The sequence below is a fragment of the Mesorhizobium sp. P171375 genome, from assembly GCF_057786075.1.
In genome coordinates, this window is the sequence record NZ_JBYNWF010000001.1 from 807747 (window position 1) to 825366 (window position 17620).

Consider the following 17620-nt stretch of genomic DNA (forward strand, 5'->3'; position numbering starts at 1 on the left):
CTCAGGAGCCTCCAAGCCAGAATGTATCCGGCATGTAGACACCGAAATAGGCAGTCGGGTCGTAGCCGTAGAGCGCCTTGTCAGGCAGATTGCGCAGCCGCGAGGACACCAGAATCGGCTGATGCGTTCCGTTCACCGTGCCTATCGAAAACACCTGATCGGTGTAGATCGACAGCATCGAATTCCAGATTTCGGCGCGCTCCGTGGTTGCGGTCGATGCGTTCCAGCGTTCGAGCAAAGCCATCAGCTCGACCACTTCAGGAAGATCGGGCGCCTCGCCCATCTTGCCATGAGATAGGTAGTGCGCGCCCCAGAGCGGCCATTGCAGCTGGTCGTCGATGGTGGGAGCCAGCTGATACGGGTTCATGTCGGCGGTCGCCACGCCATTGTCGATGCCCGACCACATCGACATCATGATCTGGCCGCCAAGCGCGCGGCTGCGGAAGATGTCGCGCTGCGAAGTCCGGATGAACAAGGCGATGCCGATCTTGCGCCAGTGATCGGTGATTAGTTCGAGCGCGTCGGTTTCCAGCGTGCTTTCGCCGGCCGTTTCCACGATGATCTTCGCAGAACGTCCATCGGAAAGCATCCGCAGGCCATCATCGTCACGTGCCTGAAGCCCGGCCTCGTCGAGCAGGGCATTGGCCTGGTCGGGATCATGGGCGACCCATGCTTTCGCGAATTCCGGCCGGTAGAGCGGGCTCTCCGGAAGGACCGTATCTGCACTTTCCTGCGCCAATCCGTAGAACACGGCCAAATTGATCTCGCGCCTGTCCACAGCGAGCGAAAGGGCGCGGCGCACGCGCACGTCACGCAAAAGGCCACGCCACACCTGGTCGGCACAGTTCAGATTGGGTAGCAGCGCCAGCCGCGAACCCTGAGTGCGTTTCCACAGATGCATCTTCACCGGGTAGCGCTTCTCCGCGTCCTTCAGGAAAGCGTAATCAGTGAAGTCAATTCCCAGGCCTTGCAGGTCGCTCTCGCCCGCGCCGGTCTTGGCGGAGATGATCGCCGATGAGCTGACATTCAGGATGATCCGGTCGACATAGGGCAGTTGCCGGCCATTCTCGTCTATTCGATGGAAGAACGGGTTGCGTTCGAAGATGAACTGCTCGGCCGGCGGCTTGGTCCGGTTCTGCCAGGGATCGAGCGTCGGCAGATCAGGGTTCTCCGGGCGATACTGCCGCGACATGCGGATATGCAGGAGCGTCCATTTCTTGGCCCGGTTCTCCTTCATCAGGCCGGCGAGCCGGAATGGATCCTGGTATTTCTTGTGGAACTGCTTGAGATAGGCGGCCGGCAGAACAAGCGATAGCGGCGCAGCGGCAGCGAGCTTGGGCAGGAAGTCGGGATTGGGCGCATCCCAACTGTAGCGCACCGTCAACGGATCGACGATCTCGAAGCGTGGCGGCTTGCCGCCCGCCATCAGGGCCGGAGCGAGCCCGCCTTGCGAAAGCTCATCGTTCAGCCAGACATCTTCCCAGCAATAGCGAAAGTCCTCCGGCGTCAGCAGGCTGCCGTCGGACCATTTATGTCCTTCCCTTATCTTGAAGGTGAAGATGCGATCATCCGCTACGTCGAAACTTTCGAGAATGTCAGCTTGCAAGTTAAGCTTTTCGTCATAGCCGACCAGCCGAGAATACCCGTAGATCGTCATCATCCGGATATCTTTCTGGCTGCCGATGATCGTCCGCAGCGTGCCGCCATACTCGCCGGGTTGCCGGCCCATGGCGGCGAGATTCAACGCGCGCGGGCTCTTGGGCAAGCGCTCAGCGAGTGCCGGCAGCGCCTTGGCCGTCAGCTGCGGCTGAAGAAAATCCGGCTCCAGATCGCCAGCGCGCGACGTGCCCGGCAGGAGTGCCGAAGCCATGAGGCCAAGGAGGGTGCGACGGCTGATCAATGGCGCAACTCGCTGACGTCGGCGGAACGTCGGGCCAGCACGAGATGGCCGCCGCCAAGATCGAGCGGCGACAGCATATCCTCTTCGCCCTCGTCGCGGAATTGCGGTCCCCATGCGCTGGTGTCGGAAGCGCCGCCGAGCTTCAGCGTCTTGAAATCCATTGGCCGGTCGAGATCGGGGAAAGGGACTGCGGCGAGCAGTGAGCGCGTGTAGGGGTGGATCGGTTTCCTGAGCAGAATTTCGCGCGGCGCAAGCTCGACGATACGCCCGCCGCACATCACCGCGATGCGGTCCGCCATGTAGTCCACCACCGCCAGATTGTGGGATATGAACAGGTAGGTCAGACCCAGTTCTTTCTGCAGGTCCTTCAGAAGGTTCAGGATCTGCGCCTGGACAGAAACATCGAGCGCCGAAACCGGCTCGTCGCAGATCAGCAGCTCAGGCCCCAGCGCCAACGCGCGCGCGATGCCGATACGCTGACGCTGCCCGCCGGAGAAACTGTGGGGATAGCGCTGGATGAAGCGCGGATCGAGCCCTATTGCCTGCATCAGGCTCTTGACCGTGGCCAGTCGGGACGCGGCATTGCCACGTTGATGGATTTCCAACGGCTCGCTCAAGATGTTCTCCACCGTCATGCGAGGGGAGAGCGACGAAACCGGATCCTGGAAGACCATCTGGATTTTCGCGCGCAGCAACTGCAGGGCGTCTCCCTCGGCGTCCAGGACGTCGATCGGTCCTTCGCGGCCGTTGAAGACCACGGAGCCGCCGCTGGGGGTGACAGCCCGCATCAGGATCTTGCTGACGGTGGTTTTGCCGCAGCCGCTTTCGCCGACCAGACCCAGGCACTCACCCCGCCTGATATCGAAGCTCACGCCGTCCACGGCGCGAACAGACGTTTGATGGCTCCCGCCGAACCATGCGGACTTGCGGGTGGTGTAGACCTTTTTCAGATCCCTGACCGACAGCAGGATGTCGTCCGGCCCCTTCGAGTCCGGCGCCGTCTGTTTGCCCAGCAGGTTGCCGACATTCACCGGCACCTCGCGGAGCGCCTTTAGCCTCTCGCCGGGCTTCAGGTCGAAATGCGGAACGGCTGCCATCAAGCCCTTCAGGTAAGGGTGACCTGGCCGGCGGAATATCGCCTCCACAGGTCCCGCTTCCATGATCTCGCCGTGGTACATGACCACCACCTCGTCGGCGACATTGGCGACAACGCCGAGGTCGTGCGTGATCAGCAGCATCGCCATGTTCAGCTTGGTCTGAAGCCTGCGCAGCAATTGCAGGATTTGCGCCTGGATGGTGACGTCCAACGCCGTCGTCGGCTCATCGGCGATCAACAGAGCGGGCCGGCAGATAAGCGCCATGGCGATCATGGCGCGTTGCCGCAATCCTCCCGAAAGTTCAAACGGATACATGTCATAGGCGCGCTTGGGATTGGGAAACCCGACAAGACTGAGCATCTCCTCGGTCCGCGCCTTGCGCTCCGCTCGAGCCATGGGCGTATGAATCTGCAGAGATTCGCTGACCTGATTGCCGATCGTGTGCAGCGGCGACAGGGATGTCATCGGCTCCTGAAAGATCTTGCCGATGCGGCTGCCTCTCAACGCCCGGATTTCTGGTCCATCGCGCGGCATCTTCAGGATATCCTGCGTCGTGCCGGGCTTCTCAGGATCGGAAAACAGGATACGGCCGCGAGCATTGGCTGTGTTCGGCAAAATGCCCATCACTGCCTGGCTGAGAACCGATTTTCCGGAACCGGACTCGCCAACAAGCGCGGTAACCTTGCCCGGCAGGACGCGAAGATTTGCGCGCCTGACGGCATGCAACGGTCCCCCGACAATGGCAAACGAGATGCCAACATCCTCGATTCGCAGCAGATCAACGCTCGAATTCATTCTCACACCAGCCCCACTCCTGGCGACCCTGCCGGCCGGCAGGCCCTGAGCGAGACTAGCGCATTGCCAGCTTAGAGCAACTTGGATTCTAAACGAATTCCCCGGCGGAACCGCCGACCGGACTTACAAAGGCGGTCGGATCATCGTGGCGGTTACTGGAGCTTCCTCCGGTCGCCCGCCGACAGCCGCGCGGCATCGCGATGAAGCAGCATGACCTGCTCGGCGTCCGATATCCGGTCGTGAAACGGCTCCAGCGCAGCGTCTTCATCGAGTGCCAAAGCACCCGACAGGTCAGGTGAAAGCACCGTCAGCTTCTGCTTGATACCCGCCAGTTCTTCCTTGCCGAGCGTCAGCCAGCTGGTGGCGCCGCAGTAGCCGGCGAACTCTTTGCTGGCGAGAACGCTGTGCGGATATTTCTTGGTCAGGGTCTGGAGGCGCTGGACCTCGTTTACAGCCGAGCCGAAGACCGAGAATGTGAGCCGGTCGGTAAGCCCGACATTGCCGAACATCACATTGCCGACATGCAGGCCGATACCAAATTTTATGTCGCCCAACCCCTGCTCTTTTCTGCGCAGATTGAGCTCCATCATACGCGTGCTGGCCTTGTGCGCTGCCGCAAGAGCGGCCTGGCACGCGATCTCGGACTGCGCGCGGTGCCTTTCGCAGGGATAGACGGCAATGAAGCCATCCCCCAGGAAACTCATGATCTGCCCGCCTTTGCGATTGAAAGGCGCAGCAATGGCATCGAAAAACTGGTTCAACGTATCGATATAGAGCTCGCGGCCGGAGGTTTCGGCAAGCCTCGTCGACCCGCGCATATCGCCCATGACCAGTGCGGCCCGGATTGTATCGCCCTCGCCGCGCTTGATCTGGCCGTCCAGCACGCGCCTGCCGGCGTCGCCACCGAGATAAGTGGTCATCATGTTGTCGGCGAGCTTGGTGAGCACCGCCATCTTGGCTGCGATAGCGAGATGGTTCTGGATGCGCAGCAGCGCCGAAATCATGCTGTCGCTGAAGCCTGAAGCACTGTCCGTGGACCAGGATCCCATCATGCCCTGGCTGGTATCGCCGTTGAAGGGATGGACGAAAGCCATGTAATCGGTGACGCCCATAAGCCTGAGGTCATCGAAAACAGGAAACTCCGACCGCACCGACGGGTCGAGCCGGCGGCGCAGATGGTCGAGCTTGTTGCTGAGCAGATGGTAGTATGGGCTGGTCAGGAATTTGTCGGAATGAACGCCGTTCTCACTGCGGAAGCCTTCCACTTCCAGGCCCTGGCCGCGAAGCCAGGTGAAGCCAAGCGCGTCATAAAGCGGATGAAGCATCGAAAAGCTCAAATGCACCCGCTTCAGCGGCACCCCGGCAGCAGCCAGCCGTTCACAAAAGCCCTTTACCAAGGTTTCCAGGTCGTCGCCGGCCAGCGCCGATTGGGTCAGCCAATCGGCAACCTTATCCATGAGAATGCTGGAAATTTCTGCTTGCGTTGTGCTCATGCTATCCCGAAACCCGTCGAAGACGAGCCATCTCCTTTGATTTGCCAAATCCTCGAAGTCAATGAAACCGGCTTCGGGGGCAAAAGCCGGCGAAGAATTTCCCGAATGACTGTCCTTGCAGGAAGGAAACAGGCGTAACTGCGTTTACTTCGCGAAACATTATGTGGCGAGGCCGCCCCCGGAGTGCAAGTGCAATCCCAATCCTGACATCGGGCAAAGAATTCGCCGGCTCAGCCGCCGTCAGGCCTTCACCACCGTCTCTCGGGCGAGCCCGAGGCGGCCAAAAACATTGCGTGTGTCGACGATCAGAAGTGCGTGATCAGCGATCACCTGATAGTCGATCGCGTCGTGGTCGGTTGCGACGACGACCGCATCGAACTCCTTCAAGGCCGCCTCGGTCAGCTCGACCGAGCGACGCCCTTTGATCGCCATATGCTCGCGTGTGGTCGGAATCTCGGTAACATGCGGATCGTGGAATTCCGCCTTGCCGCCCCATTCCTCGATGAGTTCAATGAGCCGCAGTGAGGGGCTTTCGCGGATGTCGGGCACATTTTTCTTGTAGGCGAGCCCGATGATGAGAATACGCGAGCGGCTGAGCGCCTTGCCGCAGCGCCGGTCCAGCGCCTTTGCCAGTTCATCGACCACATGACGCGGCATGGCCGTGTTGATTTCCGCCGCCAGCTCGATGAAGCGGGTCGGCAGTTCGTATTCGCGCGCCTTCCACGTCAGGTAGAAGGGATCGATCGGAACGCAGTGCCCGCCAAGGCCTGGGCCAGGATAGAAAGGCATGTAGCCGAAGGGCTTGCTCTTTGCCGCCTCGATCACCTCCCAGATGTCGATACCCATTGCACCGAGCACGACCTTCAACTCGTTGACGAGGGCTATGTTGACCGAGCGGAAGATGTTTTCCGTCAGCTTGACCGCCTCGGCGGTCGCCGTGCTGGAAACCGGAACGACGGTCTTGACCACGCTTTGATAGAAAGCCTGCACAAGCGTCGCTGCCTCAACGCCGTCGCCTGCCACGACCTTGGGGATTGTCGCGACTTCAAAGCTGCGGTTGCCGGGATCCTCGCGTTCGGGCGAGAAGCCGAGGAAGAAGTCCGTCTTCGAGTGCAAGCCGGTTTCTTCCAGTATGGGCTTGATCACGTCGTCGGTGGTGCCGGGATAGGTGGTCGACTCCAGCACGATCAGCTGGCCGAGACGCAGGTGCTTGGCGATGGTGCCTGCCGTGTTCCTGACAAAGGAGAGGTCCGGCTCACGGTGTTTCGTCAGCGGTGTCGGAACGCAGATGATGATGACATCGCAGACGGCCAGTTCGGCAAAATCCGCGGTGGCGCGGAACCGTCCGCTCGCCACATGGCCGGCAAGGGCCGTCGGCGTCACAGCCTCGATGTAGGATTGGCCGCTGTTCAGGCTCTCGACCTTCCGGGCTTCGATGTCGAAGCCGGAAACCGGGAAGCCGGCGCGTGCGATTGCAACCGACAGCGGCAACCCGACATAGCCCAGTCCGATCACGCCGACTTGCGCGGCGCGCGTCGAAATCCGGTTCAGAAGACGGTCATATGTCGATCGTGAGGCGTCCAAAAATCTGCTTTCCCGTCAATTCGGACAGACTATCCGCTCCATGGCGAGGCTCACCTGGCCCCGAGAGCCGTGGCCGAGGCATATTGCGGAAAAACGATTTCCGCAAGCCGTCATCAGGCCGGCGCCTTAGCCTTCAGGCTCGCGGCAGCCATCGCATAGCCGCCGTCGGCGCCATCGATGAAATGAACGTGATCAGGCTGCAGCGGCGAGATGACGAGGCATGTCATCAAGGCCGATTTCTGGCGGTGCAGGCCATAGCTGCAAATGCCCGCTTCCTCCGCCTGTTTCAGCCGGCTCTCGATTCGTTGCAACACATCCGCGTCAACGTCGATGGTCATCTTCAAGCCGTCGTCGAACTTGCGGAAATCCGAATTGCTGGCCACTTCGCGTTTGTAAACCTTCGGATCGAAACGGCCGATCGTCCAGCCAAATCTGTCGGTGACGGCCGTAAGCGTCATCAGGAATATCACCCACAGCTTCGTCAGCCACCGCCGCCCTGGCGGCGCCGTGGCCCGCGCCTCGACATCGAGGCCGGCGGGCAGCAGACTGTAGGCCGGCCCGTCTACCGGCACCGGGTGGCCATCGCGTTCTTGCCTGCCGGCAAGGGCGATGATGTCGGACGCCAGAAACTGAAAACCGCGCAAATCTCGCGAAGCCCCTGGTATGGCTATGATCGAGACAATTTCGCCGTGCCGGGCCTCAATCGGGTTCCAGCGGCAGGAGAGGCCGGTCAGATCCGGCCGCGCGCCGGCCGGCGCAGGGTCGATGCGGTAGCGCCCCGCTTTCATCTCGGCTTCCGCCCAACTGCCGCCACCGCCGGCGAACATGGCATAGAAGGCCGCTTCGGAGGCCTGGAAACGCGCCACGCGAACGTCGAGGCCTTGCGCTCTTATGTCCTTTATCGGCACTATTGCCGCACGCAAGGTCAGGTCCAGTTCGTCCGCCACCCATCTCTGGACAGAAGCCAGCGCGTTGCGGGCGATCTCCAGCGCCGAGCCGGGAAACGCCACGAGTGCGCCGTCGCCGCCGAAGACATAGGGAAGATCTTGCCGACCCAGCGCATTGAGCAGCGCCGAAATGACGCTGGCGCCGGCCATATTGACGGTTTTATAGCGCCCGGCCCCGATCGCCTTGGTCGAGCCGACGATGTCGGCGGTGGCCAGCGCCCAGCCATCGGGGAGCGGCCGATAGTTATCGATATCGGCAACGCTTTCGAACTTTGCGAAGACCGGCAAAGAAGCGACAAACGGGTCGGACGCGACAGCTGTTTCCATGAGCATCAGATAGCACATTCCAGCGCTTGAAGGTGAAGTCGATCATGCGTCGAAATTGACTTGGTACAGCTTTGCGATGATAGGATCGCGCAATGCGAATTGCCTTTTACGCGCCGCTGAAGTCGCCCAATGATCCCGTTGTCTCCGGCGACCGCCAGATGGCACGGATGCTGATCAAGGCGCTGCAGCACGGCGGGCATAGCGTCGAACTGGCATCGGAGTTGCGCTTCTATCTACGCCAGCCGGAGCCGAAAAGTTTCGATGCGCTCAAGATCGAGGCCCGGGACGAAGCCGCGCGGCTGACAAGGCTTTGGCAGCGTGACGGCAAGCCCGATCTCTGGTTCTGCTATCATCCCTACTACAAGGCGCCCGACCTGATCGGGCCAGAGCTGGCGTCGGCCTTTGCTGTCCCCTATGTGACAGCGGAAGCCTCCTATTCCAGGCGGCGCAACGCCGGCTTATGGGCCGATAGCCAGGCGTTGGTGGCGCGAGCCATCGAACAGGCGGCGCTGAACATCTGCTTCACACAAAGGGATCGGCAGGGACTGGCAGATGTGATTCCTGACGCCGCTCTCGGCATGCTTTCGCCTTTCATCGACACATCGGCATTCAGGGAAACGCCGGCCCGGGGTTGTCCGACGCGCCTTGTTACCGTTGCCATGATGCGCCCAGGCGACAAAGTCGAAAGCTATCGCATGCTGGCCCAAGCGCTCGGCTCGATCGGCCACCTGCCCTGGACCATGTCGGTCGTCGGCGACGGGCCTGCCCGTGACGAGGTCAAAGCGCAATTCGCCGGCTTGCCCGCCAACCGTATCGAATGGCTTGGCGCGATCGAGCCGGCCGCCGTGCCGGATGTCCTTTACACCAAGGGAATTTACGTCTGGCCGGGTTACGGCGAGGCCTATGGCGTTGCCTATCTTGAAGCCCAGGCCGCCGGCCTGCCGGTGGTGGCTCAGGACATTGCCGGCGTGCCGGAGGTCGTGCGGGATGGCCAGACCGGGTTTCTCACCCCACCGGGCGATGTGGCGGCGTTCGCTTCCGCCATTGCAAGGCTTCTGGCCCATAACGACGAAAGGACCATCATGGCCGCAGAAGCCAGGCGTTTCGTCCTCGAAGAGCGCTCGCTGGGTGGTGCGGCGGCGCGTCTGGCCGAACTTCTCAAGAAGAGCCCGGTCTCATGACACCCGATCCGATCTGGCAGCCCTTGGTGGACGAACTGGCGCGCCGGCAACGGGCGGGCCGCAAGGCGGAGTTCTGGCTGCGCGACGATGACGCCGTGGATCCGACGCCCGCGCTTGATCGGCTGCTCGACCTCACCGGTGAATTCGCGGTTCCGGTCACTCTGGCTGTCATTCCGGCCGAGACCGACGGCAAGCTTGTCGTCCGGCTTGACGAGGCGCCGCATGCCACGGTCGCCATCCATGGCTGGGCGCACCGAAATCATGCGCCCGCGGACCAGAAAAAGCAGGAGCTCGGCCCGCATCGGCCACGCGAGGCGGTGCTCGACGATCTGGCTCGCGGGCTGTCGCACCTAGGCGGCCTGCACGGCGCACGTGCCGTTCCGATGCTGGTGCCACCCTGGAACAGGATCGACGCCGGTCTGGTATCCGACCTAGGATCCATAGGATTTGCGGCATTGTCGGTCTATGGGCCGCCGAAGCCGGCTTCCCTGGCCGTCATCAACAGCAATGTCGACATCATGGATTGGCATGGCACCCGCGGCTGCCGCGACCATGGCCTGTTGGTTCAGGCCATCATCGCGCAATTGCAGCATGCATTCGATGGCGGCGAACCGGTCGGCCTGCTCACCCACCACCTCGTCCATGATGAATCGGCCTGGCTTTTCCTTGAACGGCTGTTCGCAGTCACCGCTCGGACTGAAGCCTGCACATGGCTTCCGATCCGGACATTGATCGGGCGCAGCGCCGCTAGAGCATGATCCCGAAAAGTGGACTCCGGTTTTCTCGGACAAACGGTTTCCGTTTGTCCAGAGATCATGCTCAAACAAGGAGAGAAAAATAGCTCAGCGCTTTTTGTGCAACGAGACCGGGAATTGGAGCGTCTGGCCATCCCGCGCGGCAAAAGCGCCGGCAAACCTGTCCTTGGCCAGTTTCTCCATCTCGTCCAGCTGCCCGTCGGTGCGTGTCGGATCGTGGTGAAACAGCGCAAGCCCCCGCGCACCGGCCGCCTCACAGAGCTTGACTCCCTGTTGCCATGTCGAGTGCCCGTTACCGCGGCGGCGTTCCATTTCCTTCTCGGTGTAGGTGCAATCATAAATGACGAGGTCGGCATCGTCGATCAGGCCGAGCACCGACTGATCGAGTTTGCCCGGCTCGTGCTCGGTGTCCGTGATCACCGCCACGACGCGGCCGCCCCATTCGACCCGGTAGCCTATGCAGCCGCCCGGATGGGTAAGGCTGCCGGTCCGAACCACCACCCCTTCGCGCGGCCGAAGCACGTCTCCTGACACAAAGTCACGGCAGTCGAGCTTTGCCTTGCAGACGTCCATTTTCACCGGAAACCATGGCGGCCGCATGAACTCATCGATCATCTGCCGGGTCGTCATGCGTCCTGCAAGATGCCCGGACCAAAGCGTAAGCTTGACGCTCGGGTCAAAGATCGGCGCAAAAGCCGGCAGTCCGATGATGTGATCGTAATGGCAATGGGTGAAAAACAGGTCGAAATCGGTCACATCCGACGCCTGAAGCGCCCTGCCGGCAGGCCGCAGGCCGGAGCCCGCATCGAACAGAATCGTATGCTTGCCGCATCGCATTTCAATGCAGATTGTGTTGCCGCCATAGCGAGCGAATTCTGGCCCGGATACCGCAATGCTGCCGCGCACGCCCCAAAACCTGACCAGGAAAAAATCGTCGTCCATGCTACCTTTTGCCTACCGTAGCTTCAGGCGTTTCGTGCATCGATCAGATCCGCGGTCGTATGGCTTAGCCGATCGGCAAGAACCCGCACCATCTCGATGGTCATTTCCGGAAACTCCTTCATAAGCCTCAGGAAATGATCCTTGCGGATTCTCAGGACTTCCAGCGAAGTTGCCGCCCTGACGGTGGCGGTGCGGGAGCTGTTGCACAATATGGCGATCTCGCCAACGATCGAATTTGGCAGCAGTTCGGCAACTTTTATCGGCCCGCTGTCGGAATCGACCAGAATATCAGCCTTGCCTGAAAGGATGACATAGGCGGCGTCTCCCTCATCGCCCTGCCGGAAAAGAATCTCGCCGGCGCTGTAGTTCACGCGGTCGGATGTGAACGCAAGCAGCTTGAGCTTTGCCGGCTCGATGCCAGAGAACAAGGGAACGCGTTGCAGCATTCCAACTTCATCCTTGAGCAGCATTGTCGCAAACCTTCCTAAATTCGCGTCTGCCAGACTATGACAGAAGTTCCTTGAAGATACCGTTCCCTGCCAAAAGTGTCTCGTGCGTACCGTCTTCCACCAATTGGCCAGAGTCAAAGACGATAACGCGGTCGAACATCATCGCCATTGCCGGACTCGTCACGACCCACACGATTGCCGGCGAATGGCCGTCGCGTCTGGCTTCCTCGAGCACGTTTCGCAGCACCTTGTCCTGAATGCGCTGGTCGAGCGCCGATAGCGGCCGGTTGAGAATGAGAAAATCGGGACGCTTGAGCAGGGCCCGGGCAACATCGAGCTTCTGGCGCTGTCCACCGGTCAGCCGCCTGCCGCCGGCGCCGACATTGAAGTCCAGGCCAACATCCAGCAGCTCGGCATAAAGGCCCAGTTCGTCAAGAATGTCATAGACGATTGAGCGTATGCGGTCCGGCGCGTCGGGATGGTTGGTGCCCACACGCCCGAACAGGACATTGTCCATGACGGTGGCCGCGGCAATGTATTTGTCAGGATCATACCGTTCGATCGCGTTTTGCAGCTGGGGCGGCAGATTTTCATAGAACTGGTTGCGCGCGGCGACGATCTTGCCCATCAGCTCGTCGGTCAGCAGGCCGAAGCGGTGCCGGGGCTCGATATAAGCAAAGCTCAAGGTGATGATCATGGCGCGGTCGGCCTCCGAAACCGCCTCGTAGGGACGGTTCTTGAGCCGCTGCAGCAAGGTCTCGTAGGCGGGTATCTCCTCGGCGCTCATGAAGGCGAGCTGCTGGAAGAACTGGTGATCGGGCGGCAGGTCGGCAAACAGCTCGATCGCCTGTTCGGCAATCTCCATGCCCATTTCGTAGAGCGTGCGGTCGAGGCCAGCTTGCTTCAGCACGGAAGCAAAATAGGGATTGGCCGCCAGAGCCTTGTCGGCCAGCTCGGGGCCGGCAGCAGCGCCGAAAAGCAGGTTCTGACCGATCGTCGCTTCCGTGTTGTAAGCGCCCGGCTCGAAAGGAACCACCAGTTCGCGCAGCCCTTCCTGTTCCAGCCGGGTTCGCAGCGCTGCACGCAGTTCGACGATCCGCCCGGCAAGCTTCGTGTGACGCGTGAGGTCAGCCGAAGAGCGCAAGCCAAGATCCAGAATGTCGCGCGACAGAAGAACCGCGTCGAGCACCCGGCGCACGGCTTCAAAGAGGTCATGCGGGCCGGTAGCACCGGCGGAGACATAGTCGATCCAGTCGCTGTGGATATCGAAATCCGGATTGCCCGACCGGCGCGCCTCGTCGATGTTCCAGCGCTGCTTGTCTGCCGCGGCGCCTTCATAAGTCACCGATGTCAGCGGCGCATGCTTCAACCCGTAGAGCAGGTTATCGCGCAGGCTTGCCTGGAACAGGAAAACATCCGACGAGGCGTAGGACATGCGCCGGCCAGTCACTGCTTCGGGGAGTTCAAGCAGGTCGTCGGCGCCCGAAGCGACCTTTCCGCTTTCCGGCCAGTTCAGCCGTGCGAAGGCTTCTGCCAGCGCCTCCGCTCCACCTGTTGAGGTACTGACCAGCGCCACCGTCTCGCCCGGCTTGACCCGCATGGAGATACGGTTGAGGAGCATTGCGCCGCCATCGTCTGCTATGGACAGACCGACCGCCGACAGCGGTTTTGTCATCGGACCGGGATCGTCGATCGTCAGTGCTCCGATTCCCGGCGCAATGATATTCTCAACGGTGAACTGTTCAACGACCTGCTGATATTTGACCTGGACATCCTGCCGATCCTGATCCCAGTCGATCAGTTCCTTCATCGGTCCGGGCAGGTCCTTGTAGGCGCCGATCACGGCCACCAGTTGGCCGACGTCGAGCCGGCCCGCGATGACCAGATAGCCGCCGATCATGTAGAACAGAAACGGCGTGAGCTGCGCGAGAAAATTGTTGAGGAACTTTACCATGAATTTCCATTGGTAAAGATCGAAGCGGATCTTGAAGATGAGCCCTAGCCGGGCGGCTATGTCGGCGCGCTCGTAGTTCGAGGTGTCGTGGACGTGAACCGCGCCGATGCCGTCGACGATTTCGCCAACCCGGCCCGAAAGCGCGCGCGCCGTCAATTGCCGTTGGCGCCCGAGCACGAGCAGGCGCCGCCGCATGCGCGGGATGAGCACGATCTGGATCACCACAATCACCACCGCTATCATGCCGAGCCAGACGTTCTGGACCATGATGAACAGCATGGCCGTCAGCGCCTGGCCGCCGAGCAGCACCGGCTGCAGGAAGGCATCGCCGATGAAGCCGCCCAGCGGCTCCACCTCGTCCTTCACCATGGTCGCCACTTCGGCGGATTTCACCCGCTTGAAGTAAATCGGCGGAAAACGCAGCACACGATCGATCAGATCGAAGCGGATACGCCGCAGCATGCGCTCGCCGAGGCGGCCTTTGTAGGTATTGATGTAGAGTTTGAACAGGCCGTTGATGACGACCAGCAAGAGGAACACGATGCTGAGGGCAAGCAGCGTCGCCGTGCGGTCGAGTTGAAAACCGGAGAAGAACTGGACCTCGCCAATGAACGGCAGGTCATAGTGCAGCCTCATGAAGGGAAGGGTCGCGCCGGGTTGCTCAAAGCCCTTGCCCTGGATCGGGCCGTTGACGATCAGCTTGGGCAGGTTGAAGGACATGAAATAAGGGATCATCGAAAGCAAGACGATCGCCAATATCCAGATCTGCTGCTTCCTGGTGTGCCTCCAGATATAGCGGGCTAGGCTGGGTTCCATATGCGACTGCGGACCCCTCAGTTGGAACGATGCAAGCGGCCAAACGGCTGGCGGCTTGCGTGGGATTTTGGCGAATAGCCTAACAGCAGGGGGCCGCCGCTGCGCGACTCGTGCCGGCGGATGGACGCCAATGGTCCGAACAGATGCAATAGGTTCCCTCCGGCAGCGGGCAATGGCAAAACGACTTGCGGCATAGTCACGTCCGCAAGTCGAACAGCCTCGTGGGAGGCAAGATTGCGTTGTGTCGCCCGAAATCCCAACATAGAAGACGAATATGATGGATGTCACGCAACCACGCAATGCCGGCATGGACGGGCACGAGCAAGCCCTGGACCTCACGCGGGGAATTGCTGCCTACGTCAACCACCCTCTCGTGGCCGCGCTGGCGCGCGTCATCGCCAAGCATCCGCAGGCCGATATCGCCAACGCCTTCAACCACAAGCAGGTCGCCTGCAAGATGTGGGCGCTCGACAGGCTGTTCGAAAGCTGCGGCGGCCGGTTCGGGCGCATATGGGTTCTGGGTGGATGGTACGGCGTGTTGCCGGCAATGCTTTTCAACGACGCCCGTTTCGACATCGCAGCGGTCGACAGCATCGACATCGATCCCGAAGTCGGGCCGGTCGCCCGGACCCTCAACCGGGAAGCCGGCGACCGCTTCCGGGCGCTGACGGAAGATATGTACGCACTCGACTATGCGGCCGGGCAGCCTGACCTGGTGGTCAATACGAGCTGCGAACACATAGCGGACCTCAGCACGTGGCTTGCCCTGCTTCCGCGGGGCACGACTGTGCTGCTGCAATCGAACGATTACTTCAGCGAGCCGACGCACATCAACTGCGTGGCGTCACTGGCAGCCTTCGAAGCCATGGCGGCGCTGCGGGAGATCAGGTTTTCCGGCGAACTGCCGACAAAAAATTATACGCGCTTCATGCTGATTGGAACTGTTTGAAGCGCGTTGGGCGAATCGAACCCGGACGCGACCCGCGTTAGGTTTTCGGGGACCAGGTCCGATACCGCTCGCGCAGGATTTGCGCCGAGCGGCGCGCGCCTTCCAGATCGAGACGATGCGCGGCCGGCTCCGGTCCCGCAAGCGCCTGCTCGATCGCTTTCGCCAGACCCTCAGGCGTCAGGTCCTTTTCCGCCAGCACCGTCGCCAGACCGAGTTCTTCGAGCATCAGGGCGCGGACCGTCTGTTCGGTTTCCCCGCCGGCCGCGAACGGTACAAGCAGGGAGCGACACCCCGCGCGCAGGACATCGCCGACCGTGTTGTAACCCGCCTGCGAGACCGACAGCCGGGCACCGGTCAGCAGGCTGGCGAAATCCTCGCGGAACCGGAAGATGGACAGGCCCGGCGTGGCATCGCGTGAAATCGCGTCAAACTCGTCCTTCGGCAGGTTTGGGCCGGTAATCAAACACCACTTCCGGGCGTTGTCGGCATTGTGCGCCGCCGCGATGGTGGATCGGACAAGGCACTTTCCGGCAGCCCCGCCGCCAACCGACACCACGACGTCGAAGCGCTCGGAAGCCGCGGGCGCCGGGGGCGCGGCAACGAGCCCTGTGTAGGCAACCTCGGCCCTGATCGCTCCCGCCAGTGGAAATGTCTTGCCGATGGTTGCGAAAGCCGGATCGCCATGGACCATGACAAGGTCGAAATGCCTGTTGACGAGATCGACCGTTTCCTCGTTTCGGCCCGGCTTGACGCGCTCCTGAAGGATGTCGCGCACCGACGTCGCCAAAAGCGGCCTGGGCGACATCGCGTCGATGGCCTCGATCAGCGGCAAGAGTTCGAAACGCATCTGCCGGCGTCCAAAGGGAAACGCCTCGACAATGACGATGTCAGGCCTGCAATCGCGGAATGCCTGCAGCAGCATCCCGCAACGCCGCGTCTTGAAATCATCGTCGACGGGCTTGCCTTGCAGGTCGACAAGCCCGGAAAATCCTTCATCGCCGGAGGTAACAGGCGGCAGCGTTACAGATTTTACACCAGGTCCCGGAAACCCCGCGACCGGCGTTCCGCCGGTCACGACGGTGACGTCAAACCCGTCATCGGCCAGGGCCGCCGCAATGCGGCTGGCGCGGGCGAGATGGCCGATGCCGAGCAGGTGCTGGACATAGAAGAAAGCGCGCAGCCGCTTCATTCGGCGGCCCGCCACTCCCGCTCGAACAGGTCCTTGAGCTGTCCAATGCTTGCCATATGATCGAAATTGCCGCGCACGCGCCGCTCCGCGGCGTCGCCGAGGCGGGCGCGCAGCACGGGATCACGGATCAGGCGCTCCAGCGCCTGTGCCAGGGCAGCCGGGTTTTCCGAGGGAATCAGCAGCCCGGTTTCATCCGACGATAAAAGCTCCGGCACGCCGGAAATGTCGGTCGACACGCAGGCAAGCCGCTGGCTGGCCGCCTCCACCAGAACATTGGGCAGACCGTCCCGGTCGCCATCCGCGGTGATCCTGCAAGCGAGCGCAAAGATGTCGGCGCTGCGATAGTGCTCGAGCACCTCCTTCTGCGCCAGCGCGCCTTTCCAGGAGACGCGACCCTCCAGTCCGAGCTTTCGCGCCAGCGCCTTGAGCCGTTCCAGTTCCTCGCCGCCGCCGATATGCTCGAACCGCCACGCCAGATCACCAGGCAAGAGGGCGAGAGCCTCCAGCAACGTGTCGTAACCTTTCTTTGCAACGGCGCGCCCGACACTCAAGATGAGGACCGGTTCGTCCGGCGCCGAGCCGTCATGTTGTTTTCGCGCCGCGTCGAAACTGCCGAAGCGATCGAGGTCGAGCCCATGATAGCTCAGATGCACGGACGCGCTGCCGTTGGCGAGTTTTTTCAGGCGGTCGAAGCCGGTTTGCGTGCAGGTGACCGTCCAGCGCGCCGAGGAAAGCTTGCCGGCCAGATCCCAGTCCGCCGAAGTCCAGATGTCCTTGGCATGGGCCGAGCAGCTCCAGGGCTGGCCACGAAGCTGGCTGGCATAGCGCGTCACCGATGCCGGCGTGTGCACGAAATGGGCATGCAGCCAGCCTGCATCTTGCGGCCATTCGGCCGCCAGCACGAGCGCTTGGCCGAAGCGGCGCACGCGATTGCGCGTAAAGTCGCGGGGGATATCGGCAGCCAGCGATTTGAGCGCGCGCCAGAAGCCCGGCCGCGGCAGACAGGCAAACAGCGAGCGAGCCACGCGCAGCGGCTCTCTATGCAGATATTCCGGCAGATAATGGACGGGCGCCTTGATCTCGTCATGCACCGGGTGACGCTGTGCGTCGGTCGGCCGCCTGAGCGCGAAAAGTATGAGGTCAAACCCCGCACGCTCCAGACCGAGCAGTTCTTGCGCGATGAAGGTTTCCGACAGCCGCGGATAGCCCTTCAGAACCACGACGATCTTGCGGCTTTGCAAC

At 61.6% G+C, this 17620-nt stretch carries 13 protein-coding genes; 3 read left to right on the top strand and 10 right to left on the bottom strand.

Translation table 11 applies throughout. From position 1 onward, the window contains the following. Nucleotide 1: 1 nt before the first annotated feature. The 5 genes from ACYHH6_RS03980 to ACYHH6_RS04000 all read right to left on the bottom strand — a co-directional run bounded on the left by ACYHH6_RS03980 (nucleotide 2) and on the right by ACYHH6_RS04000 (nucleotide 8161). A complete protein-coding gene (locus tag ACYHH6_RS03980; protein ID WP_352583220.1) occupies nucleotides 2-1900 on the bottom strand; it encodes an ABC transporter substrate-binding protein in 1899 nt (632 codons plus the stop codon). Further along, complete coding sequence (locus tag ACYHH6_RS03985; RefSeq protein ID WP_352583218.1) at nucleotides 1897-3792, bottom strand: ABC transporter ATP-binding protein; 1896 nt, start codon at nucleotides 3790-3792, stop codon at nucleotides 1897-1899. Before ACYHH6_RS03985 ends, ACYHH6_RS03980 begins: the two co-directional genes overlap by 4 nt. Nucleotides 3793-3944: 152 nt before the next feature. Beyond that, nucleotides 3945-5285: an adenylate/guanylate cyclase domain-containing protein gene (locus ACYHH6_RS03990; protein ID WP_488500400.1), complete on the bottom strand. Its 1341-nt coding sequence runs from the start codon at nucleotides 5283-5285 to the stop codon at nucleotides 3945-3947. A 240-nt stretch (nucleotides 5286-5525) separates the two neighbouring features. Beyond that, nucleotides 5526-6869: a nucleotide sugar dehydrogenase gene (locus tag ACYHH6_RS03995; RefSeq protein ID WP_352583216.1), complete on the bottom strand. Its 1344-nt coding sequence runs from the start codon at nucleotides 6867-6869 to the stop codon at nucleotides 5526-5528. 113 nt (nucleotides 6870-6982) lie between these two features. Beyond that, on the bottom strand, nucleotides 6983-8161 hold the full coding sequence (locus ACYHH6_RS04000) for a DUF3095 domain-containing protein (protein WP_352583215.1): 1179 nt from the start codon (nucleotides 8159-8161) through the stop codon (nucleotides 6983-6985). Nucleotides 8162-8235: 74 nt separating this feature from the next. On the opposite strand from ACYHH6_RS04000, the gene ACYHH6_RS04005 reads away from it, so the two are divergent. Both ACYHH6_RS04005 and ACYHH6_RS04010 read left to right on the top strand, forming a co-directional pair. Then, on the top strand, nucleotides 8236-9324 hold the full coding sequence (locus ACYHH6_RS04005) for a glycosyltransferase family 4 protein (protein ID WP_352583213.1): 1089 nt from the start codon (nucleotides 8236-8238) through the stop codon (nucleotides 9322-9324). Then, entirely contained in the window at nucleotides 9321-10082 is a 762-nt protein-coding gene (locus ACYHH6_RS04010) for a polysaccharide deacetylase family protein (protein WP_352583211.1), read from the top strand. Before ACYHH6_RS04005 ends, ACYHH6_RS04010 begins: the two co-directional genes overlap by 4 nt. A gap of 84 nt (nucleotides 10083-10166) precedes the next feature. Here the strand turns inward: ACYHH6_RS04010 and ACYHH6_RS04015 are convergent, their stop codons facing one another. Genes ACYHH6_RS04015 through ACYHH6_RS04025 form a run of 3 tightly spaced genes read right to left on the bottom strand, consistent with a single transcriptional unit; the run spans nucleotide 10167 to nucleotide 14240 of the window. After that, complete coding sequence (locus ACYHH6_RS04015; protein WP_352583209.1) at nucleotides 10167-11021, bottom strand: MBL fold metallo-hydrolase; 855 nt, start codon at nucleotides 11019-11021, stop codon at nucleotides 10167-10169. 23 nt (nucleotides 11022-11044) lie between these two features. Then, nucleotides 11045-11491: a cyclic nucleotide-binding domain-containing protein gene (locus ACYHH6_RS04020; RefSeq protein WP_192258797.1), complete on the bottom strand. Its 447-nt coding sequence runs from the start codon at nucleotides 11489-11491 to the stop codon at nucleotides 11045-11047. 34 nt (nucleotides 11492-11525) lie between these two features. Next, the gene (locus ACYHH6_RS04025) at nucleotides 11526-14240 is read right to left on the bottom strand and encodes an ABC transporter transmembrane domain-containing protein (protein WP_352583207.1); all 2715 of its coding nucleotides are present in this window, start codon (nucleotides 14238-14240) and stop codon (nucleotides 11526-11528) included. 307 nt (nucleotides 14241-14547) lie between these two features. Here ACYHH6_RS04025 and ACYHH6_RS04030 point away from each other — a divergent pair, with 307 nt between their 5' ends. Then, entirely contained in the window at nucleotides 14548-15189 is a 642-nt protein-coding gene (locus ACYHH6_RS04030) for a class I SAM-dependent methyltransferase (RefSeq protein WP_488500401.1), read from the top strand. 37 nt (nucleotides 15190-15226) lie between these two features. On the opposite strand, the gene ACYHH6_RS04035 is transcribed toward ACYHH6_RS04030, so the two are convergent. After that, complete coding sequence (locus ACYHH6_RS04035) at nucleotides 15227-16378, bottom strand: glycosyltransferase family protein (RefSeq protein ID WP_352583206.1); 1152 nt, start codon at nucleotides 16376-16378, stop codon at nucleotides 15227-15229. Then, nucleotides 16375-17619, bottom strand: a complete 1245-nt coding sequence (locus ACYHH6_RS04040) for a glycosyltransferase family 4 protein (protein WP_352583204.1) — start codon at nucleotides 17617-17619, stop codon at nucleotides 16375-16377. The genes ACYHH6_RS04035 and ACYHH6_RS04040 overlap by 4 nt, the downstream gene beginning before the upstream one ends. Nucleotide 17620: the final 1 nt, after the last annotated feature.